This is a genomic window from Agrobacterium sp. SOY23, from assembly GCF_027212525.1.
Classification (GTDB): domain Bacteria; phylum Pseudomonadota; class Alphaproteobacteria; order Rhizobiales; family Rhizobiaceae; genus Agrobacterium; species Agrobacterium tumefaciens_I.
On record NZ_JAPWDT010000001.1, the window covers coordinates 107,767 to 129,103 of the forward strand.

At 61.8% G+C, this 21,337-nt stretch carries 23 protein-coding genes; 13 read left to right on the forward strand and 10 right to left on the reverse strand.

The window, feature by feature from the left end:
• Positions 1-38 precede the first annotated feature (38 nt).
• Positions 39-530: a tripartite tricarboxylate transporter TctB family protein gene (locus O3S81_RS00505; RefSeq protein WP_269340228.1), complete on the reverse strand. Its 492-nt coding sequence runs from the start codon at positions 528-530 to the stop codon at positions 39-41.
• Positions 527-1,435, reverse strand: coding sequence for a Bug family tripartite tricarboxylate transporter substrate binding protein (locus O3S81_RS00510; protein WP_442864871.1), 909 nt, complete (start codon positions 1,433-1,435; stop codon positions 527-529). The genes O3S81_RS00505 and O3S81_RS00510 overlap by 4 nt, the downstream gene beginning before the upstream one ends.
• A 333-nt stretch (positions 1,436-1,768) precedes the next feature.
• Between O3S81_RS00510 and O3S81_RS00515 the strand changes: the two genes are divergently transcribed.
• Complete coding sequence (locus O3S81_RS00515) at positions 1,769-2,764, forward strand: alpha/beta hydrolase (protein ID WP_269340232.1); 996 nt, start codon at positions 1,769-1,771, stop codon at positions 2,762-2,764.
• A 2-nt stretch (positions 2,765-2,766) separates the two neighbouring features.
• On the opposite strand, the gene O3S81_RS00520 is transcribed toward O3S81_RS00515, so the two are convergent.
• Entirely contained in the window at positions 2,767-3,834 is a 1,068-nt protein-coding gene (locus tag O3S81_RS00520; protein ID WP_269340233.1) for an ABC transporter substrate-binding protein, read from the reverse strand.
• A gap of 81 nt (positions 3,835-3,915) precedes the next feature.
• Between O3S81_RS00520 and O3S81_RS00525 the strand changes: the two genes are divergently transcribed.
• On the forward strand, positions 3,916-4,596 hold the full coding sequence (locus O3S81_RS00525) for a response regulator (RefSeq protein WP_003491888.1): 681 nt from the start codon (positions 3,916-3,918) through the stop codon (positions 4,594-4,596).
• Positions 4,593-5,987, forward strand: coding sequence for a sensor histidine kinase (locus O3S81_RS00530; protein WP_269340236.1), 1,395 nt, complete (start codon positions 4,593-4,595; stop codon positions 5,985-5,987). Before O3S81_RS00525 ends, O3S81_RS00530 begins: the two co-directional genes overlap by 4 nt.
• 37 nt (positions 5,988-6,024) lie before the next feature.
• On the opposite strand, the gene purU is transcribed toward O3S81_RS00530, so the two are convergent.
• The 4 genes from purU to O3S81_RS00550 all read right to left on the reverse strand — a co-directional run bounded on the left by purU (position 6,025) and on the right by O3S81_RS00550 (position 9,006).
• Positions 6,025-6,909 (reverse strand): formyltetrahydrofolate deformylase, encoded by an 885-nt coding sequence (gene purU / locus O3S81_RS00535; RefSeq protein ID WP_269340238.1) that lies wholly within the window; start codon positions 6,907-6,909, stop codon positions 6,025-6,027.
• 204 nt (positions 6,910-7,113) lie between these two features.
• Positions 7,114-7,890 (reverse strand): YbaY family lipoprotein, encoded by a 777-nt coding sequence (locus tag O3S81_RS00540; RefSeq protein ID WP_269340240.1) that lies wholly within the window; start codon positions 7,888-7,890, stop codon positions 7,114-7,116.
• A gap of 233 nt (positions 7,891-8,123) precedes the next feature.
• Positions 8,124-8,648, reverse strand: coding sequence for a heme utilization cystosolic carrier protein HutX (hutX, locus tag O3S81_RS00545; RefSeq protein WP_269341370.1), 525 nt, complete (start codon positions 8,646-8,648; stop codon positions 8,124-8,126).
• A 10-nt stretch (positions 8,649-8,658) separates the two neighbouring features.
• A complete protein-coding gene (locus tag O3S81_RS00550) occupies positions 8,659-9,006 on the reverse strand; it encodes an antibiotic biosynthesis monooxygenase family protein (RefSeq protein WP_003522597.1) in 348 nt (115 codons plus the stop codon).
• A 186-nt stretch (positions 9,007-9,192) separates the two neighbouring features.
• Between O3S81_RS00550 and O3S81_RS00555 the strand changes: the two genes are divergently transcribed.
• The 3 genes from O3S81_RS00555 to O3S81_RS00565 are packed head-to-tail and all read left to right on the forward strand — an operon-like array spanning position 9,193 to position 11,950.
• Positions 9,193-10,086 carry a heme/hemin ABC transporter substrate-binding protein gene (locus O3S81_RS00555; RefSeq protein WP_269340243.1) on the forward strand — a complete coding sequence of 298 codons (894 nt, stop codon included), beginning with the start codon at positions 9,193-9,195 and terminating at the stop codon, positions 10,084-10,086.
• Positions 10,083-11,171 carry a FecCD family ABC transporter permease gene (locus O3S81_RS00560; RefSeq protein ID WP_269340245.1) on the forward strand — a complete coding sequence of 363 codons (1,089 nt, stop codon included), beginning with the start codon at positions 10,083-10,085 and terminating at the stop codon, positions 11,169-11,171. Before O3S81_RS00555 ends, O3S81_RS00560 begins: the two co-directional genes overlap by 4 nt.
• The gene (locus O3S81_RS00565; RefSeq protein WP_269340246.1) at positions 11,168-11,950 is read left to right on the forward strand and encodes a heme ABC transporter ATP-binding protein; all 783 of its coding nucleotides are present in this window, start codon (positions 11,168-11,170) and stop codon (positions 11,948-11,950) included. The genes O3S81_RS00560 and O3S81_RS00565 overlap by 4 nt, the downstream gene beginning before the upstream one ends.
• Positions 11,951-11,962: 12 nt before the next feature.
• On the opposite strand, the gene O3S81_RS00570 is transcribed toward O3S81_RS00565, so the two are convergent.
• Positions 11,963-12,319, reverse strand: a complete 357-nt coding sequence (locus O3S81_RS00570; RefSeq protein ID WP_269340247.1) for a YbaN family protein — start codon at positions 12,317-12,319, stop codon at positions 11,963-11,965.
• A 251-nt stretch (positions 12,320-12,570) separates the two neighbouring features.
• Here O3S81_RS00570 and O3S81_RS00575 point away from each other — a divergent pair, with 251 nt between their 5' ends.
• The 5 genes from O3S81_RS00575 to O3S81_RS00595 all read left to right on the forward strand — a co-directional run bounded on the left by O3S81_RS00575 (position 12,571) and on the right by O3S81_RS00595 (position 16,803).
• Positions 12,571-12,966, forward strand: a complete 396-nt coding sequence (locus tag O3S81_RS00575) for a VOC family protein (protein ID WP_173987558.1) — start codon at positions 12,571-12,573, stop codon at positions 12,964-12,966.
• An 18-nt stretch (positions 12,967-12,984) separates the two neighbouring features.
• A complete protein-coding gene (gene ung / locus O3S81_RS00580) occupies positions 12,985-13,698 on the forward strand; it encodes a uracil-DNA glycosylase (protein WP_269340251.1) in 714 nt (237 codons plus the stop codon).
• Between the two features lie 70 nt (positions 13,699-13,768).
• Complete coding sequence (locus O3S81_RS00585; RefSeq protein WP_269340252.1) at positions 13,769-14,842, forward strand: siderophore-interacting protein; 1,074 nt, start codon at positions 13,769-13,771, stop codon at positions 14,840-14,842.
• 163 nt (positions 14,843-15,005) lie between these two features.
• A complete protein-coding gene (locus tag O3S81_RS00590; protein WP_269340253.1) occupies positions 15,006-15,950 on the forward strand; it encodes a VOC family protein in 945 nt (314 codons plus the stop codon).
• A 238-nt stretch (positions 15,951-16,188) separates the two neighbouring features.
• Positions 16,189-16,803, forward strand: coding sequence for an alpha/beta hydrolase (locus O3S81_RS00595; protein ID WP_269340254.1), 615 nt, complete (start codon positions 16,189-16,191; stop codon positions 16,801-16,803).
• Positions 16,804-17,003: 200 nt separating this feature from the next.
• On the opposite strand, the gene O3S81_RS00600 is transcribed toward O3S81_RS00595, so the two are convergent.
• Positions 17,004-17,588: a transglycosylase SLT domain-containing protein gene (locus O3S81_RS00600; protein WP_269340255.1), complete on the reverse strand. Its 585-nt coding sequence runs from the start codon at positions 17,586-17,588 to the stop codon at positions 17,004-17,006.
• Between the two features lie 667 nt (positions 17,589-18,255).
• Here O3S81_RS00600 and O3S81_RS00605 point away from each other — a divergent pair.
• Positions 18,256-18,789, forward strand: a complete 534-nt coding sequence (locus O3S81_RS00605; protein WP_269340256.1) for a transglutaminase-like cysteine peptidase — start codon at positions 18,256-18,258, stop codon at positions 18,787-18,789.
• A gap of 92 nt (positions 18,790-18,881) precedes the next feature.
• On the opposite strand, the gene O3S81_RS00610 is transcribed toward O3S81_RS00605, so the two are convergent.
• Positions 18,882-19,769, reverse strand: coding sequence for a DMT family transporter (locus O3S81_RS00610; protein WP_269340257.1), 888 nt, complete (start codon positions 19,767-19,769; stop codon positions 18,882-18,884).
• A gap of 241 nt (positions 19,770-20,010) precedes the next feature.
• Here O3S81_RS00610 and O3S81_RS00615 point away from each other — a divergent pair, with 241 nt between their 5' ends.
• Positions 20,011-21,309 (forward strand): adenylosuccinate synthase, encoded by a 1,299-nt coding sequence (locus O3S81_RS00615; RefSeq protein WP_269340258.1) that lies wholly within the window; start codon positions 20,011-20,013, stop codon positions 21,307-21,309.
• Positions 21,310-21,337 lie beyond the last annotated feature (28 nt).

Here is a 21,337-nt window from a genome sequence, read left to right on the forward strand (position 1 = left end):
GTTGTTCCTGTGATCTCGAATTTTGGTCGGAATGGCTGTTAGAACAACAGCCGTTCCAGAGGCCCGGCGGGCAGCGAAAGCTGCAGCAGCCGCGCGAAGATGAACCAGATGAAGAAGCTGAGCGCGATACCGATGGGGATCGAATACCAGAGCTTGCGTTTGCCGAAGGCGCGCGCCGTGAAGGCAAAGAGCAGGCCCGTCGCAATGGAGAAACCGGCGACGTTGAGCAGCAGCATCTGCGCGGCAAGGCCGGCGACGACCCAGATGACCGGGGCGATTTCCTGTCTGTCGCGTTCGGGAAAATCACCGCGCCAGGCCTCGATGGCCGTCCAGAGCGCGAGGCCGACAAGACAGAAACCGATGGCATAGGGCACGGTTGCCGGGCCGACCGGCGAATAACCGGTGACGCTGGCGAGACGGGCGCTGTCCCAGAAGATCACTGAGGCGATGAGGACGAGGAAGACGGCGATCGCCAGCGCCGCCCGGTCAGGGCGGCGCTTTTGATGTGAAGGGTTGGAACCCTGGCTCATTTTACCAGTCCGATGTCTTTGAGGATGGCGGCGGTGGCGTCGGTGTCCTTGGCAAGCTGTGCCTTGAATTCGTCACCGGCGAGATAGGTGTCCATCCAGCTCTTGGTCTTCAGGGTTTCCTGCCACTTGGCGGATTTTACCAGCTTTTCGATGTCGGCGTTAACGGCCTTTTCCTGTTCCGGCGTCAGGCCGGGAGGAGCGGCGACCATGCGCCAGTTCTGGACCACGACATCGAGACCGCTTTCCTTGAGCGTCGGGGCATCGACGCCTTCCAGTTTCTTTTCGCTGGAAACGGCGAGCAGGCGCAGCGTGCCGGCCTTAACCTGGCTTTCGAATTCGCCATAGCTCGAAATGCCGGCAGTCACCTGCGAGCCGAGGATCGAGGCAAGGGCTTCGCCGCCGCCGGAATAGGCGATGTAGTTGATCTTGGTCGGGTCGACGCCGGCCGCCTTGGCGATCAGGCCAACGGCGATATGGTCGGTGCCGCCCGCAGAGCCGCCGCCCCAGGAAACACTGCCCGGGTCTTTCTTCAGCTGGTCAACGAGATCGCCGATGGTCTTCAGCGGCGAGGACGCCGGAACGACGATGGCTTCATATTCGCCGGTCAGACGGGCGATCGGTGTTACTTCCTTGAGGGTGACGGGCGCGTTGTTGGTGAGGATCGCGCCGACCATCACGTAACCGCCAACGATCAGCGCGTGCGGATTGCCCTTCTGCTGGCTGGCGAACTGCGCAAGACCGATGGTGCCACCGGCGCCCGGTACGTTCTGTACCTGAACGCTCTTGGAAATGCCTTCTTCCTGCAGCACGGTCTGCAGCGAGCGCGCGGTCTGGTCCCAGCCGCCGCCGGGATTGGCCGGGGCAATGATGGTGTAATCTGCCGCAGCCGCCGGAAGGGCGATCATGCCCGCCAGAAATGTGCCGATAAGAAAATGTTTCACTTGGAAAACCCTCCTCAGGATGCCCTTTTTGGGCGTCGTTTTTCGTTTATGCGGAAGGGATTTCGGGACGCAGCCGTGCCAGCGCTGAAAGCTCAGCGTGGGGCCTTGCAACCGTCCTGGATTTCCTCCCGCATCTTCTTCCGCCTCCACGGAATGAAGAAGGACTACAGAGCATCATAAAAAGCTGTCATCTAACTGACGCTACGCAAGTCCTTGCGCATTTACTCTCTATTAATTTGTGCCGGACGTCTACTGTGGCGTGTGGGGCGAGGTGGGCTCGAAGGGGAGGCGGGTTCAATGTCATTCGCAGAAAGAGATTGGAACGTGGCTCGTCCGGGCTTTACCCTCAGTGGCAGCCTGTGCCTGCCCGCCGGAGACGGTCCCTTTCCTCTTCTCCTCATTCTTCAGGGAAGCGGCAGGGTAGATCGCGACGGCAATGTGGGTGCCGGCGGACGTGGTGCTGGCCTTTATCTCAAGCTTGCCAGGGCGCTTGCCGGATACGGCGTCGCGAGCTACCGCTATGACAAGCGCGGCGCCGGCGCCAGCGGCGGCAATTTTCTCGCTGCCGGTTATCATGACCTCGTTGACGACGCAGAGGCGTGCTGGCATGCGCTCACCGTTGCGCCATTCAGCAATACCGGCCGTATGTATATGCTCGGTCACAGCGAAGGCACAGCCATTGCCGCCCAATTGGCGTCGAGGGTAGCCCACCCGCCGCGCGCGCTCATCCAGCTCTGCCCCTTCGATGATAGCGCGGAGACCATGCTGATCCATCAGGCGGAAGGGATAGACCGCGAACTGCCCGGCGTGCCCGGCCTGCTGGGTATCCTGCTGCGCCTCGCGCGGTGCTTCAGCGGACCTTACGACCGGCACATGCGGCGCAAGCTCGCGCATGTGCGCACGCTTGACGGCGGCACTATCCGTCTAGGCCCCACGCGCGTCAGCGCCCGCTGGCTGCGTGAATTGATCGATCTGGATGTCAACGGTCTCTACCGCGCCGTGCCTTGCCCCATGCTGCTGATCGCCGGTGAAAAGGACCTGCAATGCACCCCCGAAAGCGCCGAACGTTTGGCCCGGCTGGCTTTGGCGCCAACGGAATTTCATGTGGTGTCGAACATGATCCATCACCTCTCGGTCCGTGAGGGGCTGCCGGCGCTTCTGGATATGCGTGATATCGATGCGCTTCCGCTCTCGCCGCAATTGCTGGCGCTTCTTGAAAGCTGGTTCGCCCGCGAAAGAGCCGAAGATCTGCCGCCCGAACCCGGCGTGCCTCCGTTATCTGACGCGTATTGAACCTATTGCGAGCGCAGCGCCTCGTTCCAGCGCTCGATCAGGCGGCTGCGCTTGACCTGGTCCAGATAGACCATCAGGCCGGGGCTGACGGGGACGGGACGCAATTGCGCGCCGTGGATGGCCTGCATGGTGTTGGCGGTGTTTTCGCCCGCCACTTCCGGGCTGACGGCTGGGATTTGCAATTGCCGGGCCATGATCGTCTGGCCTTCCTTCGACATGAAGAATTCAAGGTAGCGACGCCCAAGGTCGGGATTGGCGGCGGCTTCCGGCACCAGCCCGATGCGCGACATGACGACGGTATAATCCTTCGGCAACACGATGCCGACATCGGGGTGGCGCGAGGCCCAGTCTGCCGCATAGGAGCCGAGAATATTGTATCCGAGCACGAAACGGCCGTCAGAAACCCGCTCCAGAATGGCCGAGGAAGTGGAATAGACCTTCACGCCCGCCGCCCCCATGGCCTTGATGACGCTCCATATATCGCCGAACTGCTCCTGATCGCGCGACATGAACAGGAAACCGACGCCGGAGCGTTCGATGTCATAGGTGGCGATGCGGCCATGCACCTCCTTGGCGTGGCGTTCGAGATAATCGACAAATTCGGCACGGGTTGCGGGTGGTTTTTCGGTGGTGAAGCTCGGCTTGTGATAAACGAAGACCGCCGGCTCGAAGGTCAGCGCATAGGCCGTGTTGCGCCAGTTCGCCCAGGCCGGCCAGCGTGCGCTCATGGCAAGGTCGGAACGCTGGGCGTAACCATCGTTGCTCAGTTTCACCTGCAGGTCCATGGCGGAGGAGAAGGCGAAATCGGCCGTCTTCTTGCCGGCATCCGTTTCCTTGACTATGCGGTCGTAGATTTCGCCGGTTAGCATATCCTCGTAATGGACGGCAACATCAGGATTGGCCTTCTGGAAACCCTCGATCATCGGTGTCGCCAGCGGCTCATCCAGCGAGGAATAGACCACCAGCGTCTCGGCATTCGCCTTGCCTGAAGGGGCCGGAAAAACGGCGACCTGCGCAAGCGCGGGCGAGGCCATGCAAAGACAGAGGCAGAGAAAAAGGCAGATACGCATGGAAAAGATCATGCCGCACGCGCTTGCCATTCACAAGCGGCAAGGGCTTGGTTAAATTCGCAGGATTGCCGGAGGAAAGATTTGCGTATTTTGCTGGTCGAGGACAATCAGGTGTTGTCGGAAGGGTTGTCCGCCCTTCTGCGCGGCAGTGGTTATGCGGTGGATGTGGTTTCCGACGGCGCTTCCGCAGATGCGGCTATTGCGGCGGAAAGTTTCGATCTCGTCATTCTCGATCTCAACCTGCCGGAAATGGACGGTATCGAGGTGCTGCGCTCCATGCGTTCGCGCCAGGACAAGGCGGCGGTGCTGATCCTGACGGCGCGCGGCACGCCGGAAGAAAAGGTCAAGGGGCTCGATCTCGGCGCCGACGACTACATGATCAAGCCCTTCGACATCACCGAATTCGAGGCAAGGGTGAGGGTGCTTCTGCGCCGCAATGCCGGGCTGCGCTCCTCCGCGCTCAGTTTCGGCAAGGTGCTGTTCGATCTCAATTCCCGCACCTTTTCGGCGGACGGGCGCCCGCTCGATATTCCGGCACGCGAGGTGGCGCTGCTCGAAGTGCTGTTCATGCGGGCGGGCAAGGTGGTCGCCAAGGAGGCGATCGTGCAATCGCTGACCGGGTTCGATGACGATATTTCCGCCAATGCCATCGAGCAATATGTCAGCCGCCTGCGCAAGCGGCTTGCCCCCCACGGGCTGACGGTGAAGACGGCGCGTGGCATCGGTTATTATCTCGAAAAACTGCCGGAGATGGCGGAATGAGACAGGCCGCCTATTCGCTCAGGCGGCGACTATTAGGCTGGCTTCTCATCTCCACCGCCATCATCGGCTGCGCTGCGCTGACTGATACATGGCGCGAGGCGGTCAACACCGCCAATGTCGTCTCCGACCGGGTGCTTTCCGGTTCGGCGCTCGCCATTGCCGAACGGGTGGTAGTGGCCGAGGACGGCTCGCTGGAGGTCGACATCCCCTATGTGGCGCTGGAAATGCTGACGTCTGCCGCGCAGGACAGGGTATTTTACCGGGTCGACGGGCCGAACGGGCAATTCCTCACTGGTTATCAGAACCTGCCGACAGTGGAGAACACGGCCGGCGATACGCCCGCCTATCGCGACGCGGTGTTTCGTGACGAGCCGATCCGCATCGCCGCCATCCGCCGTTTTGCGTCCACCGGCATCAATTCCGTGCCCTTTTCCGTGACGGTTGCCGAAACCACGATCGCCCGCAGCCAGCTGGCGCAGGCCATCATCCTGCGTTCCGCGCTGCGCCTGCTTTTAATGATCGTGGGGGCGGCGATCATCGTCTGGATCGCGGTGACAATTTCGCTGCGGCCGCTTTACCGGCTCAGCGAAGCCATTGCCGAGCGCAGTCCCAATGACCTGCACCCGATCCGCCAATCCGTGCCGGTGGAGGTGGAAAATCTGGTGGAGACGGTCAATTCCTTCATGGTGCGGCTGCAATCGGCGCTCGATGCGCTCCGGCATTTCACCGGCAATGCCAGCCATCAGCTGCGCACGCCGCTTGCCATCATCAGCACCCAGCTTGCCCTTTCCGCCCGCGCCGCAAGCCTTGAGGAGGCGCAGGCGGCGGCGCTGAAAGGCGGCGCTTCGGTGGCGCATGCCGAACATATCCTCGCCCAGCTCTTGCGCATGGCCAATATCGATGCGGCCGGCTCCAGCGAGAAACACGATTTTTCCGCGATAGACCTCGTGGCCGTTGCGCAGAATGTGACGGCCGATTTCGTGCCGCGTGCGGCCGACGCCGGCATCGATCTCGGTTTCGAAGGCGAGGGCGAGGCGACCATTTCCGCCGAACCGCTGTTGATCGGCGAGCTGATCGGCAACCTCGTTTCCAATGCCATCAATTATGCCGGGCGCGGCGCGGAAGTCACCGTTCGCGTTGGCAAGGAGACGGGCGCCGTCTGGCTGGAAGTGGAAGATAACGGCCCCGGCATCCCCCCGGAAAAACGCGCCATGGTGCGCCAGCGCTTCGCCCGTGGCGAAGCCAACACCGCCCCCGGCGCCGGCCTTGGCCTTGCCATCATCGAGGAGATCGCCGGCCTGTTCGGCGGGCGGCTGACGCTGGAAGACGGCGCGGGCGGGCGCGGCTTGAGGGCGCGGGTGGTTTTTGGCGGGACGGAAAGAATGGCATAACAGGGCGGTCTGTCAGGCAGCCATGTCTGCCGCCTTATCACCCCATCCGCTCGGACGCATAGCTGCCCGGGCTTGGCGGGAAGACCACGGTGCGGTTACCGTTGATGAAGGTGCGGTGGTGGATATGGGCGTGGATGGCGCGGGCCAGCACCTGGCTTTCCACGTCGCGGCCGAGCGAGACATAGTCATCGGCTGACTGTGCGTGGGTGATGCGCACCGTGTCCTGCTCAAGGATCGGGCCTTCATCGAGATCGGCGGTGACGTAATGCGCCGTCGCGCCGATCAGCTTCACGCCACGCTCATAGGCCTGCTTGTAGGGGTTGGCGCCCTTGAAGCTCGGCAGGAAGGAGTGGTGGATATTGATGATCTTGCCAGACATCTTGCGGCACAGGTCATCCGACAGAACCTGCATGTAGCGGGCCAGTACGACAAGTTCCGTGCCGCTGGTCTCGACCAGGTCCATCAGCTGCGCCTCGGCCTTCGGCTTGTTCTCCTTCGTCACCTTGATGTGGTGGAAGGGAATGTCGTGATTGACCACCACTTTCTGGTAATCGAAATGGTTGGAGACGACGCCGACGATGTCGATCGGCAGTGCGCCGATTTTCCAGCGATAGAGCAGGTCGTTGAGGCAATGGCCGAAGCGCGACACCATCAGCATCGTCTTCATGCGCTGGCCGTCCGGATAGATATCCGCCTCCATGCCGAATTTTTTCGCCACCGGCTGAAAGCCTTCGGTGATGGCCTGAAGGGAAGCGCCTTCCTCCGAAATGAAGGAGACGCGCATGAAGAACTTGCCAGTCTCGAGGTCGTCGAACTGCGAGCTATCGACGATGTTGCAGCCTTTTTCCGCCAGATAACCGGAAATCGCGGCGACGATGCCGCGGGTCGATTTGCAGGCTACGGTCAGAACATAGGATGTCATTCGTTTTCCCTCAAAGACGTCGCGCCGGCGTCAGCCGGCGCAGTTCGGCGTGTTGCATAGCGCAGCTTGGCAGCGGAGCAAAGCGCCAAGGCGACATAGCCAAAGTCTTAGGGCGGGAAAGGACCGGGCGCCGTGCCGGAAACGACATGGAATGTTCCATGGCAAGCACGGCGCCGCCGGCATGTTGAAGGCAGGCGCTGCCGGTCAGGCGCGACGCAGGCGCATGGCGGTGCGGCCGCGGCCGTCGATCAGTTCCAGCGTGCCGCGACGCGGCTCCAGCCGGAAGGAGCGTGCGCCTTCCAGCGCCTCGATGAATTGCCGTTCCTGGCGCATGATATCGGGCGCGCAGGCCATCTGGGTGGAAATCATCCGGCCGAAATCGACCCGGTTGCGGCTGATCTTCACCTCGCCGCCAATGCCGTTGCAGCCGGCATTGCCGGAAACGCGGCCCTCGCGGGAAATTTCGAGCGTTGCCTGCCGGCGACCGCGAACCCGCTCGCCGCGGATATCCTGCACCAGCCAGCGTCCGTCGATGCCGGCTTCCGGCTCCGGCCGGCCGGGACCAGCGCCGACGCGCTCCAGCACGAGGTCGGTATCGTCGCGGCCGCCGGTCAGGACGGAATAACGGCGGGTCGTGGTGAAGAGCAGCTGTTCGCGGTCGCGGATTTCGGCGCTCAGCGCATAGGAGCGGCGGCCGCGAATGTCGCGGTCGTCATAACGCAGCACGAAGGGCACCGGCACCTGGCCGCGCGGGCGAATGGTGGTTTCGGCGATCGTCTGCGATGGCGCATCCGCCAGCGAAACGTCGATCAGCCGCACGGTGACGGTTGCGCCCGGCGGTAGCGCAATGCGTTCACGATAGGAAACGCTGCCACGCAGGCTCGCCGGCGCGGCCGCCGCACCGCCCGCCGCAAACAGCGGGGCAAGCGCGAGGAGACCGGCGAAACTGCGGCGCGAAAGAAGAGGCTGGTTGTCGGTCATGGTGTCTGCTCCGTGCTGGTTCCGGTTGAATTTTCAACGGATGATAGAAAACGGCACTGAACGGGCGATGAACCGATGGAGTGGGGATGGATACCAGACAGGTGGCTTCATTGATGACAGAGCCTTCTACACACTCGGCGTCATCCTCGGCACAGGGCCGAGGATGACGGAGCAGAGGTTTTCTATCAACGCTGGACCACCGCCAGGGGCGGTGGTTTTTCATTCTCGTTGGTTCAGCTGCGGAAACTGTCCCGCAGCGCTTCGAACTTCGCCAGTTGCCCGGCCAGCAGTTCCTTGTTCTCGTTGCGGCGGACGAAGATCTTGAACATGGCGCCGCCGGCGGCATTCATGAACCAGACGGAGCAGGAGCGGCGGCCATGGAAACCGCGGTCGACGAAGGTGATGCCGGCGCAATTGTCCTTCTTGATGTGACCGCCGATGGGGCTGTCGCCATGGATGTTGAACCAGCCGTGGCTTTCCGTGCCTTCCGGCAGGTGGCCGGGGACTTCGAACACGATATCGCCGGTCTGCACGATCATCAGGACTTCGCCCCAGCCGCGCATCTCGTTCCAGATCGCGTCGAAGCGGTCGTCGGAGGCGGAGACCGCTGCACCTTCGGGCAGGATCGCCAGAATTTCGGCCGGCGTCACCTCGGCCTTGGCGGCGATGGCCTCCACGATACCGTCAGGTTTTTCGGCAAGGGCTGCGGCGGCGCGGGCCTGCCTGTCGTCGTCGGTCTTCTGGGCTGCAATGCTCATCGGGTGGGCCTCAGGCGGCAATCGAACGGCGTTCGCCATTCTTGTCTTCATGAATGATGACGTCGAAACCTTCGAAATGCGGGCCGGAGAGATATTCTACCTTGCCACGGTTCTCGCCGGCCTTGGCATGGGCGGCGCGGAACTGTTCGGATTTCGTCCAGGCAAGGAAATCGTCCTTGGTGGCCCAGACGGTGTGCGAGGCATAAAGCGTGTGATCGTCCGCCTTCGGGCCCTTCAGCATGTGGAATTCGATATAGCCCGGCAATTCGCTGAGATGCGATTTGCGCTCGCGCCAGATGGATTCGAAGGTTTCTTCATAACCCGGCACGACGCGAAAGCGGTTCATTGCGATAAACATGAAAGTCTTCCTTTAAGTTTCCAGTTTCAGTCAGGATATCGACCCCGGACGGGGTTGGAAAGGGGTTCACGGCAAAGCGAACAAAAATACTCCACTTATCGATTGCGCGGTTTATAAACATGTGTAAATAACTCAAGATTAGTGGCGCGGGCGAACCTGCGCCGGGTCGTGTTTCAGGATAACGCCATGTTCAACTCCCGCCTTCGTCCCCTCGTTTTCGCCGCCCTCGTGCCCGCCGCAATCGCCTTTGCCGCGCCGGCCGCCATGGCTTCCGACAAGGGTAATCCAGAGGCGAAACGCATCGTTGCGGTGGGCGGAACGGTGACGGAAATCCTTTATGCGCTGGGTGCGCAAGACCGTATCGTGGCGCGTGACAGCACCAGCAGCTACCCGGCTGATGCGCTCGCCAAGCCTGATATCGGTTACATGCGGGCGCTCTCTTCCGAAGGCATCCTGTCGCAGAAGCCCGATCTCATTCTTTCCGAAGACGGCTCCGGCCCGGCGGATGTCATCGCCATTCTGAAGGCGAGCGCGGTGCCTTTCGTCACCGTCGATACGCCGCCGAGCGGTGATGCCATTCCGAAGAAAATCGAGGATGTCGGCACGGCTGTCGGTCTTTCCGACAAGGCCAGGGCGTTGGCTGCGGAAACCAAAGCCGGGCTCGACGCGCTTGCCAAGGATGTCGCCGCGGTGCCGGAAAAGGGCAAAAAGCGGGTGCTCTTCGTGCTCTCCAGTGCCGGTGGTCGCGTGATGGCGGCGGGCAAGGATACCGAGGCGGCGGCGATCATCGAAATGGCCGGCGGCATCAATGCGGCCGAGGAGATCAACGGTTACAAGCCGCTGACGGATGAGGCGGTCATCGCCGCAGCACCCGATGTGGTGCTGACCATGGCGCGCGGCGACCATGCCGCCAAGGCGGCCGAGATTTTTGCGCTGCCGGCCTTCCAGTCCACACCGGCCGCTGCCAGCAAGGCCCTCATCAGCATGGACGGGCTTTATCTCATCGGTTTCGGCCCGCGCACGCCGGCCGCCGGCCGCGAGCTGGCGCACAAGCTGTACCCTGATGTGGTGAAGCCGTGAGCCTTGCCGTCTTGAGTTCCACCGGGGGCGGGGTTGCGGGCGACAGGTCCCGTCAGGGGGCCGTCACCCTTGCCGTGCTCGTCGGCATCCTGCTGTTTGCCTGTGGCGTATCGCTGGTCAGCGGTCCCACGGGCGTCGGCATATCCGAACTCTTTACCTATCTCACCGGTGGTGCGGATCAGCTCGATGCGCGCGACAGGGTCATTCTCGAAGCCGTGCGTCTGCCGCGCACGGCGCTCGGCATGTTGATCGGCGCGGGGCTTGGCGTCTCGGGCGCGATGATGCAGGGCCTGTTCCGCAATCCACTGGCCGATCCGGGCATTGTGGGCGTCACCTCGGGTGCGGCACTGTTTGCGGTGGCGGCCATTTCGCTGGGGGAAGGCGCGCTTGCCACGGTTGCCGTGTTTTTCGGCCCGCATTTCCTGCCGCTGATGGCATTTTTCGGCGGGCTGCTGAACGTCTGGGTGCTTTACCTGATCGCCACCAAGGACGGTGCGACCTCCACCACCACGCTCATTCTGGCGGGCATCGCAGTGGCCGCCATCAGCGGCGCGCTGACCGGGCTGATGATCTTCGTGGCGGATGACCGGGCGCTGCGCGACATCACCTTCTGGTCGCTCGGTTCGCTGGGCGGGGCAACGCCGGCCAAGGTGCTCGCCACCCTGCCATTCATCATCATCGTGCTTGCCATCATTCCCTTTGTCGCCCGTGGGCTCGACGCACTGATCCTGGGGGATGCGGCTGCCTTTCACATGGGCATTCCGGTACAGCGGCTGAAGCGGGTCGTCATTCTGGCGGTCGCCGCCGCCTGCGGGGCAAGCGTGGCCGCGGCCGGTTCCATCGGTTTTGTCGGCATCGTCGTGCCGCATCTTTTGCGCCTCGCCATCGGCCCGTCGCACCGCTTCCTGCTGCCGGCCTCGGCGCTTGGCGGTGCAGCGCTTCTGCTTCTTGCCGACTGTTTCGCCCGAACGGTGGCGGCGCCGGCGGAATTGCCGATCGGCGTCGTCACGGCGCTCATCGGCGCGCCCGTCTTCCTGTTCCTGCTGCTTGGCCGTGGCGGATTTTCCATGCGGAACATGCCATGATCCGGGCTGAAAACCTTACCCTCATCCGCTCCGGCCGCCGCCTGCTCGATGCCGTCAACGTCGATCTGAAGCCGGGCCGGGTCAATGTCATCATCGGCCCGAACGGTGCCGGTAAATCCACGCTGATGAAGGTTCTCTCGGGCGAGATGCGCGCCGAGGAGGGTTCGGTGACCTATAATAATGTCGCCCTGCCGCAATTCACGCCGGTGCAGCTTGCCCGCCTGCGTGCCGTGCTGCCGCAGAATACCCAGCTTGCCTTTCCTTTCACCGCGCTGGAGATCGTACGCATGGGGGCGGTGGCGCAGGGCTCGCGCGCGCCAGAGGAACAGGCCCGCCGGGCGCTTGCCCGGGCCGGGCTGCGGGGCTTCGAGCAGCGGTCCTACAATATGCTGTCCGGCGGCGAGCAGCAGCGGGTGCAGTTTGCCCGGGCGCTGGCGCAGGTGCCGAACCCGGTGGAAAATGGCGAGGCGCGGGCTCTCTTCCTCGATGAACCGACGGCCAGCCTCGATATAGGCCATCAGATCTCCGTGCTGGAAACGGCGCGCGATTTTGCGAGCGGTGGCGGGTTGGTGCTCGCCATCCTGCACGATCTCAACCTGGCAGCGGAATTTGCGGATCAACTTATCGTCATGCATGGCGGCCGGGTGACGGCAAGCGGCCCTTCGCTGGAAACGATCAGCGACGAAACGATCGCCCGGGTTTATGGCATTGGCGGCGTCGTCGGTCGGCTGCCGGCGCGGCATATCCCCTATGTGCTGCCGCAATCGCGGCACCGTTAGCAGAGCCCGTCTTCAGCTTTCCGGCCGTGTGGCGATGAAGAGCGCAGAACCGAGCATGACGGCGGCAACGATTGCCGCCCGCAGCGGCGGCGGCTCGCTCAGAAACCAGAAGGCGGCATAACTCACCGTCATGGCCGAAAGCGCCGCGATTTTGGCATTGCGGGCGATTGCGCCGCGCTCGCGCCAGCGGTGAAGCGAGGGCCCGAATCTCGGATGGGCGAGAAGCCATGCCTCGAGCTTCGGTGAGGAGCGGGAAAAACACCAGAGCGCCAGAAGCAGGAAGGGCGTGGTGGGCAAAACGGGAAGAAACGCGCCGACAATGCCGGTCGCGACCATCAGCCAGCCAAGACAGAGGTATAAAAGGCGCATGCCTAAGCCGGTATCATGAGTTCAGCACTCAGGATAGAGCGGCGGCGCCAAATCGATGTGGTCCTGTTGCCGCAGGTCCGGCCGCACCGGAAAAATCGAGGGTTTTTGCCATCACATTTGCCGTGATCGGGCCGTTACGCTTTGCCGCCGGGTGCCTTTAGGGTTGAAAGCGCGGCGCACTGTCTTTATCCCCTTGGGCCGCGATGCCCGGAGCATAACCGGGCCGTCAACAGGAAGAAGAAGGAAACACCATGGCCAAGCTGATCCACTCGATGGTCCGGGTGCTGGACGAAAAGCGTTCGGTGGAATTTTACAAACAGGCTTTCGGGCTTGAGGTTGCGGAACGCGCCGAGTTCGAGAATTTCACGCTGATCTATCTCAGCAATGCCGAGGGCGATTTCGAGCTGGAACTGACCGTCAACCGCGGTCGCGAAGTACCCTATGCGCTGGGCGACGGTTATGGCCATCTCGCCGTCAGTGTTGCCGATGTGGAAAGCGAACATCAGCGTTTCATCGAGATCGGGCTTTCTCCCGGCAAGATCATCGAAGCCGATTATAAGGGCCAGCCTTTCGCAAAATACTTTTTCATCTGCGATCCGGATGGTTACAAGATCGAAGTGCTGCAGCGCGGCAACCGGTTCAAATAATCTCTGATGGAGGCGGGCATGGCAGAGGCAGGCGTCAAACTCGAAGACAGCTGGAAGCACGTTCTCTCAGGCGAATTCGCCAGCCCCTATATGCTCAAGCTGAAAGAGTTCCTGCTTGCCGAAAAGACCGCCGGCAAGCGCATCTTTCCGAAGGGCGCGGAATATTTCCGCGCTCTCGATCTGACACCTCTCGATGAGGTCAAGGTCGTCATTCTGGGCCAGGATCCCTATCATGGGCTTGGCCAGGCGCATGGGCTCTGCTTTTCGGTGCAGCCCGGCGTGCGCATTCCGCCCTCGCTCGTTAATATCTACAAGGAACTGCAGGCCGATCTCGGGATTCGCCCGGTCAGTCACGGTTTTCTGGAAAGCTGGGCGAAACAGGGCGTGCTGCTGCTCAACAGCGTGCTGACGGTGGAAGAGTCCCGCGCTGCCTCGCATCAGGGGCAGGGCTGGGAAAAATTCACCGACGCCGTCATCCGCGCCGTCAACGACGAGTGCGACCACGTCGTCTTCCTGCTCTGGGGTTCCTATGCCCAGAAGAAGGCGGCCTTCGTGGATCAACGCAAGCACCTCGTGCTGCGCTCGCCGCACCCTTCACCGCTCTCGGCCCATAACGGCTTTTTCGGCAATGGCCATTTCTCCAAGGCCAATGCCTTTCTCGTTTCCCATGGCCGCCAGCCTATCGATTGGCAATTGCCGGAAACGGCGGGAAGCGACAAAAACCTTCTCTAGATACTCATAAATACCTTTGCGCTTTGCAGTTGTCAGGATTAAAGATAACCGGACTGCAAAGTGAAGGATTATGCCCGTGTCTCTCCTGTCTGCCGAAACCTCCGTCTCGCTGCCCGATCCGCTGTCGGTCGTCGATGCTTTTCAGGAGCATTTTTCCGAGCATATGGAGATGGAGCGCGAAGGTGCTACGGTGCGGTTCACGACGGAATATGGCCATGGCAGCTTCAGTGCTGAGGGTGGCCGTTTTGCCGCGCGGGTCAACTGCGTTTCCGAACATATATTGACCTCGGTCAAGGCCATGGTGGCCGAGCATATTGCCGAGTTTTCCGGCGCGACGGGGCTGGATTTCCGCTGGAGCGGCCATGGCGCGGAGCAGCGCGAGCTGCCCAATCTTTTCCGCGGCAAGGTCGCCCGCGCCTATAACCTCACGCCCCATATGCGCCGGCTGGTGGTATCGGTCGAAAGCGGTATCGAAAGGCTGCTGACCGGCGGCATGCATGTGCGTCTGCTCCTGGTGCCGGATCAGGCCCGCGTGCCGGTCTGGCCCTATCTCGCACCCACCGGCGCGATCATCTGGCCGGCGGGTGATGACCTTCTGATGCGGCGCGTTTACACCATCCGTTCCGGCGACATGGGCCGGGGCGAGGTGGATATCGATTTCGTCATGCATGAGGGCGACCATATGCCCGGCGCCACCTTCGGTGCGACGGCGAAGCCGGGTGATGTTCTCGGCATCATCGGCCCCAGCGGCACCTGCCCGGAAGCGGACCGTTATGTCTTCGCCGGCGACGAGACGGCGTTGCCGGTGATGCTGCGCATGGCCGCCGAAATGCCGGCAGGCAAGAAGCTCAGCGTTTATGCCGAAATCGACGACGAGGCCGAGCGGCAGGAGATCGTCTCGGCGGCGGATGTGGAATGGACATGGCTTTATCGCCGCGGCAAGCCCGCCGGCACCTCCGGCCTTATCGAAAAGGCGCTGCGCGATCATTCGTGGAATGTGGATCACGAGGGCCTGCATGTCTTCGTCGCCTGCGAAAAATCCGAGGCGAGGGCGGCGAAATCCTTCCTGACCGACGAGATTGCCTTTCCGAAAGCATCGTTGCGCGCCGTCGGTTACTGGACCATGGGTGCTGCCGACGATTGAGGTGGCCTCGCCGAGCTGATTGAACAGTGATCTTTATCGTTCACGATTCAAGAACAATCCGTTCCTGTTGCCCGGTCTATTCGCAACGTGCCCCTTGCCCCATCTTTACGCCATGAACAGGGCAGGCCCCAATGGGAGGCCCGCCAGGCAAAAGGGGTTTATCATGCTCAACCAGATCAAGGGCCTGCACCACGTCACGTCGATGGCGGCGAGTGCGCGCCAGAACAACAGCTTTTTCACAGACACACTCGGCCTGCGCCGGGTGAAGAAGACGGTGAATTTCGACGCGCCGGATGTCTATCACCTTTATTATGGCGATGAAGTCGGCACACCCGGCTCCGTCATGACCTATTTCCCGTTCCCGCATATCGCCCGCGGCCGCCCCGGCACCGGCGAGGTGGGCACGACGCTGTTTTCCGTTCCGGAAGGATCGCTCGGCTACTGGCAGGATCGTCTTTCCAGGGCCGGTGTCGATGGCCTGAAGTCGGACGAAGCTTTTGGCAACAGGCGCCTGCATTTTGCCGGCCCTGATGGCGACGGTTTCGCGCTGGTCGAGGTCAGGGACGACAACCGTGCGCAATGGACCGGTAATGGCGTCGGTGCGGATCAGGCGATCCATGGTTTCCAGGGTGCTTCGCTGCGGCTTCGCGACGAAGGCGCAACCGCCGAACTCTTGAAATTCATGGGTTACCAGGAAGTGGACCGTCAGGACGGCGTGCTGCGTCTCGGTATGCCTGGCGGTAACGGCGCGGATGTCATCGATATCGAAACCATGCCGAACATCTCCGGCGCGAAACTGGGTGCCGGTTCCGTGCACCACATCGCTTTTGCGGTCGAAAACCGTGAAAAGCAGCTGGAAGTGCGCAAGGCGCTGATGGATACGGGTTACCAGGTGACGCCGGTCATTGACCGCGATTATTTCTGGGCGATCTATTTCCGCACCCCCGGCGGCGTGCTGTTCGAGGTGGCCACCAACGAGCCCGGTTTCGACCGCGACGAGGACACGGCCCATCTCGGCGAGGCCCTGAAGCTGCCGACCCAGCACGCGCATCTGCGCTCCGTGCTGGAGGAGCATCTGGAACCGCTTGAGGATGAGAAAAAGGCTTAATTGTTCGGCCCCCGGCCGCTCGTTTCTTCTCCCCGCCGGGAGAAGGTGGCCCGAAGGGTCGGATGAGGGGGCTCGCTCTCCGAACATCTCGACCCTTGCCCCCTCATCCCGCTGCCGCGACCTTCTCCCCCTCAGGGAGAAGAAACGAGCGGCGCTTACTCCACATGAGATTGCTCCGCCTGGCTGAAAAAGCCGTGCAGAAGCCGCTGAACCTCTTCCCTCCAGAAAGGATACCCCCATGACCAAGGATAGCTATTTCCACAAATCCCGCGCCGGCGCTGCGGGCGCACCGCTTTTTGTTCTGCTGCACGGCACCGGCGGCGATGAGAACCAGTTCTTCGATTTCGGCGCCCGCCTTCTGCCACAGGCCACGATTGTCTCGCCGGTCGGCGATGTCTCCGAACATGGCGCGGCGCGGTTCTTCCGGCGCACGGGTGAGGGCGTTTACGACATGGCCGATCTTGAGCGGGCAACCGTCAAGATGGCCGATTTCATCAAGGCGAACCGGGAGCATTATCAGGCCGGGCCCGTCATCGGCCTCGGCTTTTCCAATGGTGCGAATATTCTCGCCAATGTGCTGATCGAGCAGCCGGAACTTTTTGATGCGGCGGTGCTGATGCATCCGCTCATCCCGTTTACGCCGAAGATTTCCCCGGCGAAACCCACGCGCCGTGTGCTCATCACGGCGGGCGAGCGCGATCCGATCTGCCCGGTACCTTTGACCAATGCGCTGGAAGCAAGCCTGAAGGAGCAGGGCGGCACGGTGGAAACCGTGTGGCATCCGGGCGGGCATGAAATCCGTTCCGGCGAGATCGATGCGGTCAGGGGTTTTCTGGCGGCTTACGGGGAGTAGCTTTCTGCCCGGCCTTATTCCTCGCCGTCATGCCGGACTTGATCCGGCATCCAGCCATGGCGCGTCTGCGCCGTGGCGGAGTCTCTTGCGATCAAGGACATGATCGTGCTGGACCCCGGATCAAGTCCGGGGTGGCGGTGAGGGTAGGTGATCCGCCTTTTCACGTCGCATCCAGACAAAATGATCCTGCTGCCGCCGCCTCAGCGATACCCGCATTGCTGCAACTGGGCCTCGTAACGCAGCGCCATGTTGGCGGAGCGGCGGGCGGCCTTCTGGACGGCGGAATTGTTGCGCCAGCTGCCCTTCGCATAACCGCCATGGCCGGAATAATAAGCGAGGTAGAGATTATAGGGGTCGTTCAGTGCGATGCCGTTTTCGCGCCGGCTCTTGGCATGGTACCAGCCGACGAAATGGATGGCATCGGTGAAATCGGTGCGGCTTGCCGACCAGCGGCCGGTTTCGCGCTTGTAGACCTCCCAGGTGCCATCAAGCGCCTGTGCATAACCATAAGCCGTCGACTGCCGTGTCCATGGAATGAAGCCCAAAAGCTTGGTGCGTGGCGGGCGAGCATAGGGCCGGAAGGCGGATTCGGTGTAGATCGTCGCCATCATGACGGGCACGGGCACGCCGAATTCGCGCTCGGCGGCTTTCGCGTCGCGCCGCCAGTTATTGAAGATGCCGTTCCGCTGCTCGAAGATCGCACAGGCATTGGTCACCTGCGACGGTGCGGTGGCGCAGCCGGCGAGAACGAGCATCAGGAAAACAACGGCAGATACGCCACGCATAACGGAACCCTTTCGTTCCGCTATTCTTAAATTGCTAACCATTAACGTCGGGTTTTAAGACAAGGTTAATTCAAATGCCGCCGATCGGGCGGGTGTTAACCCCATGAAAATTCCTGTGTCCGGGATGGGGCGAAACCGCCTCTCGAGCGCCTTTTTCAAGATGCATTCATCCCCGCGCGTCCACGGTTCCGCTGGCCCGGCTATATTGGCGCCATCCCGGTCATCGAGCGTGCGCGCGGCGCAAAATGGGCGGGGTAGGCGGCCGAAACCGGGGAGTTTCCCGATGTCACGGTTGAGGCGGCCGGCATATGTCCACCCTTCAAACAGGAACCGGTTTGGCGGGTGCGTCATGGGCTGAAATGTTGGAGCCGGGGCCGCATCGTCTGCAAAACCTCGCAATACCATCCGATACCCCCGCAGCGATGCGGCCCCTTTATCCTTTCCAGCGTGGCCCCGGAATCCGTGGCGACGGTACTCGCGCATATTCGAAAAAAAGCATCCGCTGTTCAAAAATGAAAACCGATAAAATTGTAGCAATCGGCTTAAAGCGGCTGAAAACAGTGCTGTGCCATTGTGGGATCACAGACAGGGAGCGGCCTTTGAAAGAGGCGCCCTTGAAACGAAATCGAGACCGGCACAAGCCGGCGGATCACAAACGGGGTATGAAATGCTGAAGAAGATTATTGCTGCCGCCATCTGCGGAATTGCCATTGCTTCCATGTCCACCCATGCTGATGCGGCCGGTGCTGCCGGTTTTGCCCGTGGATTTGCCGCCGTCGAAAAATCCGCCGTCGCCGCGATCGGCATTTCCGCACCTGGCGGTTTTGATGGCTGCGTGCTTGCCGCCGGCCAGTGTGTCTCCACCATTGCCGCGCCGCTGACGGCCGAGCGCCGTGACGAACTGCTGCGCGTCAACCGTGATGTGAACGCCACCATGGGTGCGCTCGATGATTATGTCTCCGGTTTTGCGACCGATCTTCCGGCAACGCCTTCCGTGAGCCTCGGGGATTGTGGCGATTGCGCCGCGATCAAGCGCACGGCCCTTGCCGGTGCCGGCTGGTCTTCCAACGCGCTGCGGCTTGCCTTTGCACTGAAGGATGACGGATCGCTCGAAAAAGTGCTGATCGTCACCACCGACAAGGGCGATATCGTCCTTGGCAATGCCGTCTTTTCTCCGGCCAGCCGCGAAACCGCGCTCTGACCTTTCTGCTTGAACATCGGAAGGACTTTTCTATCCGATGCTCCACTCTTTCATGCCTGCCAGACTGCGCCGGTTTTCCTGACCCTGTGGGTTCAGGAAGCCGGCGATTTTTTTCGTTCCGCCACGGCAATGCCGGCAAGCGCCATGAAGAGTGCTGCGATTTGATAGGTGTGCAGGGTTTCGCTGAGCACGAAGACCGAAAGCAGCGTGCCGAAGACCGGCACGAGGTTGATGAAGAGGCCGGCGCGGTTGGCGCCGATCTGCTCCACGCCCTTGATGTAGAGGATCTGCGCGATGAGGGAGGCAAAGATACCGGCATAGACCACCAGCACCCAGCCTTTCTGATCCGGCCAGACGACGCTGTTGCGCGACATTTCCCAGAAGACCAGCGGTACCGAGGTGAGAAGGGCGAAAAAGGCGGGGATCGCCATCAGCGTGCGCCAGTCGACCGCGGGTTTCCAGCGCAGAATGACGGTGTAGATGGCATAGACCAGCACGGCGAGCAGCATGATGGCATCGCCCACATTCATTTCCAGCTGCAGCAGCGAGACCGGATCGCCATGCGAGGCGAGCAGCGCCACACCGGCGATGGTGAGGCAGAAACCGGCGATCTGGCCGAACAGCACGCGGGTGCGGAACAGGATGAAGTTCAGGACGAAGATGACCATGGGAATGCCGGCCTGGATGACGGCGGCATTGATGGCCGAGGTGTGCTGCAGCGCCGTGTAAAGAAACACGTTGAAGGCCGTATAACCGACACTGCCGAGCACGAGGAAATAGGGCAGGCGCTGTTTCACCACCGGCCAGTCGCGGATAAGCTGCGGAACGGAAATGGCGAAGATGATGGCGACGGCGAAAACCCAGCGCAGGAAGGTGAAGGCCATGGGGCTGATGTGGCCGACGGCGAGCTTGCCGGCAACGGTGTTGCCGCCCCAGCAGAGTGTGGCGATGATGAGGGCGATATAGGCTTTCGAAGGCACGCTGATGTTTCGCTTCTTCACGGGGGCGGGAAAACGGAGAGGGGTGAGCGGCGGCCTTGCGCCCGCGCTTGGCCCCCACGGGGCGAGATAATGCGGGAAATCCGCGCCTTGTCACGGAAAAAGCAAAATTCTCCATAAGAAACAGGGTCGCTTTCCGTAAAACAACACAGTATACATTCGCGGGTTTGGGTTTCCCATCGGGTTATCGGGCGCGTAAGCGCCATGAGCAGGAAAGCAAGAAATGACGAATGTTGTGGTGGTCGGCTCGCAGTGGGGCGACGAAGGCAAAGGCAAGATTGTCGACTGGCTGTCCGAGCGGGCAGATGTCGTCGTGCGGTATCAGGGCGGCCATAATGCCGGCCATACGCTTGTCATCGATGGCATCAGCTACAAGCTTTCGCTTCTGCCGTCTGGCGTCGTGCGTCCCGGCAAGCTCGCCGTCATCGGCAATGGCGTCGTGGTCGATCCGCATGCGCTGATCGCCGAAATCGGCCGTCTGGAAGCGCAGGGCGTGAAGGTTACCCCGGAAAACCTGCGCATCGCCGACAATGCCACCCTCATTCTTTCGCTGCACCGTGAACTGGACGGCATGCGCGAAGACGCCGCCTCCAACAGCGGCACCAAGATCGGCACCACCCGCCGCGGCATCGGCCCGGCTTACGAAGACAAGGTTGGCCGCCGCGCCATCCGCGTCATGGATCTGGCCGACATGGAAGCGCTTTCCGCCAAGGTTGACCGTATCCTCACCCATCATAATGCGCTTCGCCGCGGTTTCGGCGCGGCCGAAGTTGCGCATGAAACGATCATGGAAGAGTTGTCGTCGGTTGCCGAGCGCATCCTGCCCTTCAGCGAAACCGTCTGGCTGCTGCTCGACAAGAAGCGTCGCGCCGGCGCGCGTATCCTGTTTGAAGGCGCTCAGGGCTCGCTGCTCGATATCGACCACGGCACCTACCCTTACGTGACCTCGTCCAACACGGTTGCCGGCCAGGCCGCTGCCGGTTCGGGCATGGGTCCGGGTTCGCTGGGTTACATTCTCGGCATCACCAAGGCTTACACCACCCGCGTTGGCGAAGGCCCGTTCCCGACGGAACTCAATGACGAGATCGGCCAGTTCCTGGGCGAAAAGGGTCATGAATTCGGCACCGTCACCGGCCGCAAGCGCCGCTGCGGCTGGTTCGATGCGGCACTGGTGCGCCAGTCGGTCGCCACCAACGGTATTACGGGCATCGCGCTCACCAAGCTCGACGTGCTGGACGGTCTCGACGAGCTGAAAATCTGCGTCGGCTACAAGCTTGACGGGCAGGAAATCGACCATCTTCCGGCAAGCCAGGGCGCGCAGGCGCGCGTCGAGCCGATCTACATCACGCTGGAAGGCTGGAAGGAATCTACCGTCGGTGCCCGAAAATGGGCGGATTTGCCTGCTCAGGCAATCAAATATGTCCGTCAGGTCGAGGAATTGATCGGGGCGCCTGTTGCGCTTCTGTCGACAAGTCCGGAGCGTGACGACACCATACTTGTGACTGATCCGTTTGAGGATTAATGTCCTCGGCGATCTAGATTCATAAACC

What these genes read in the sequence shown, in the direction of transcription:
- O3S81_RS00605 (WP_269340256.1), top strand. Translation starts at nt 18,256, where the DNA reads ATGCTGAAGAAGATTATTGCTGCCGCCATCTGCGGAATTGCCATTGCT.
- O3S81_RS00550 (WP_003522597.1), bottom strand. Translation starts at nt 9,006, where the DNA reads ATGTTTATCGCAATGAACCGCTTTCGCGTCGTGCCGGGTTATGAAGAA.
- O3S81_RS00590 (WP_269340253.1), top strand. Translation starts at nt 15,006, where the DNA reads ATGCTCAACCAGATCAAGGGCCTGCACCACGTCACGTCGATGGCGGCG.
- O3S81_RS00510 (WP_442864871.1), bottom strand. Translation starts at nt 1,435, where the DNA reads ATGATCGCCCTTCCGGCGGCTGCGGCAGATTACACCATCATTGCCCCG.
- O3S81_RS00615 (WP_269340258.1), top strand. Translation starts at nt 20,011, where the DNA reads ATGACGAATGTTGTGGTGGTCGGCTCGCAGTGGGGCGACGAAGGCAAA.
- O3S81_RS00600 (WP_269340255.1), bottom strand. Translation starts at nt 17,588, where the DNA reads ATGCGTGGCGTATCTGCCGTTGTTTTCCTGATGCTCGTTCTCGCCGGC.
- O3S81_RS00505 (WP_269340228.1), bottom strand. Translation starts at nt 530, where the DNA reads ATGAGCCAGGGTTCCAACCCTTCACATCAAAAGCGCCGCCCTGACCGG.
- O3S81_RS00540 (WP_269340240.1), bottom strand. Translation starts at nt 7,890, where the DNA reads ATGACCGACAACCAGCCTCTTCTTTCGCGCCGCAGTTTCGCCGGTCTC.
- O3S81_RS00565 (WP_269340246.1), top strand. Translation starts at nt 11,168, where the DNA reads ATGATCCGGGCTGAAAACCTTACCCTCATCCGCTCCGGCCGCCGCCTG.
- purU (WP_269340238.1), bottom strand. Translation starts at nt 6,909, where the DNA reads ATGACATCCTATGTTCTGACCGTAGCCTGCAAATCGACCCGCGGCATC.
- O3S81_RS00515 (WP_269340232.1), top strand. Translation starts at nt 1,769, where the DNA reads ATGTCATTCGCAGAAAGAGATTGGAACGTGGCTCGTCCGGGCTTTACC.
- O3S81_RS00520 (WP_269340233.1), bottom strand. Translation starts at nt 3,834, where the DNA reads ATGCGTATCTGCCTTTTTCTCTGCCTCTGTCTTTGCATGGCCTCGCCC.
- O3S81_RS00530 (WP_269340236.1), top strand. Translation starts at nt 4,593, where the DNA reads ATGAGACAGGCCGCCTATTCGCTCAGGCGGCGACTATTAGGCTGGCTT.
- O3S81_RS00585 (WP_269340252.1), top strand. Translation starts at nt 13,769, where the DNA reads ATGCCCGTGTCTCTCCTGTCTGCCGAAACCTCCGTCTCGCTGCCCGAT.
- hutX (WP_269341370.1), bottom strand. Translation starts at nt 8,648, where the DNA reads ATGAGCATTGCAGCCCAGAAGACCGACGACGACAGGCAGGCCCGCGCC.
- O3S81_RS00595 (WP_269340254.1), top strand. Translation starts at nt 16,189, where the DNA reads ATGACCAAGGATAGCTATTTCCACAAATCCCGCGCCGGCGCTGCGGGC.
- O3S81_RS00575 (WP_173987558.1), top strand. Translation starts at nt 12,571, where the DNA reads ATGGCCAAGCTGATCCACTCGATGGTCCGGGTGCTGGACGAAAAGCGT.
- O3S81_RS00570 (WP_269340247.1), bottom strand. Translation starts at nt 12,319, where the DNA reads ATGCGCCTTTTATACCTCTGTCTTGGCTGGCTGATGGTCGCGACCGGC.
- O3S81_RS00555 (WP_269340243.1), top strand. Translation starts at nt 9,193, where the DNA reads ATGTTCAACTCCCGCCTTCGTCCCCTCGTTTTCGCCGCCCTCGTGCCC.
- ung (WP_269340251.1), top strand. Translation starts at nt 12,985, where the DNA reads ATGGCAGAGGCAGGCGTCAAACTCGAAGACAGCTGGAAGCACGTTCTC.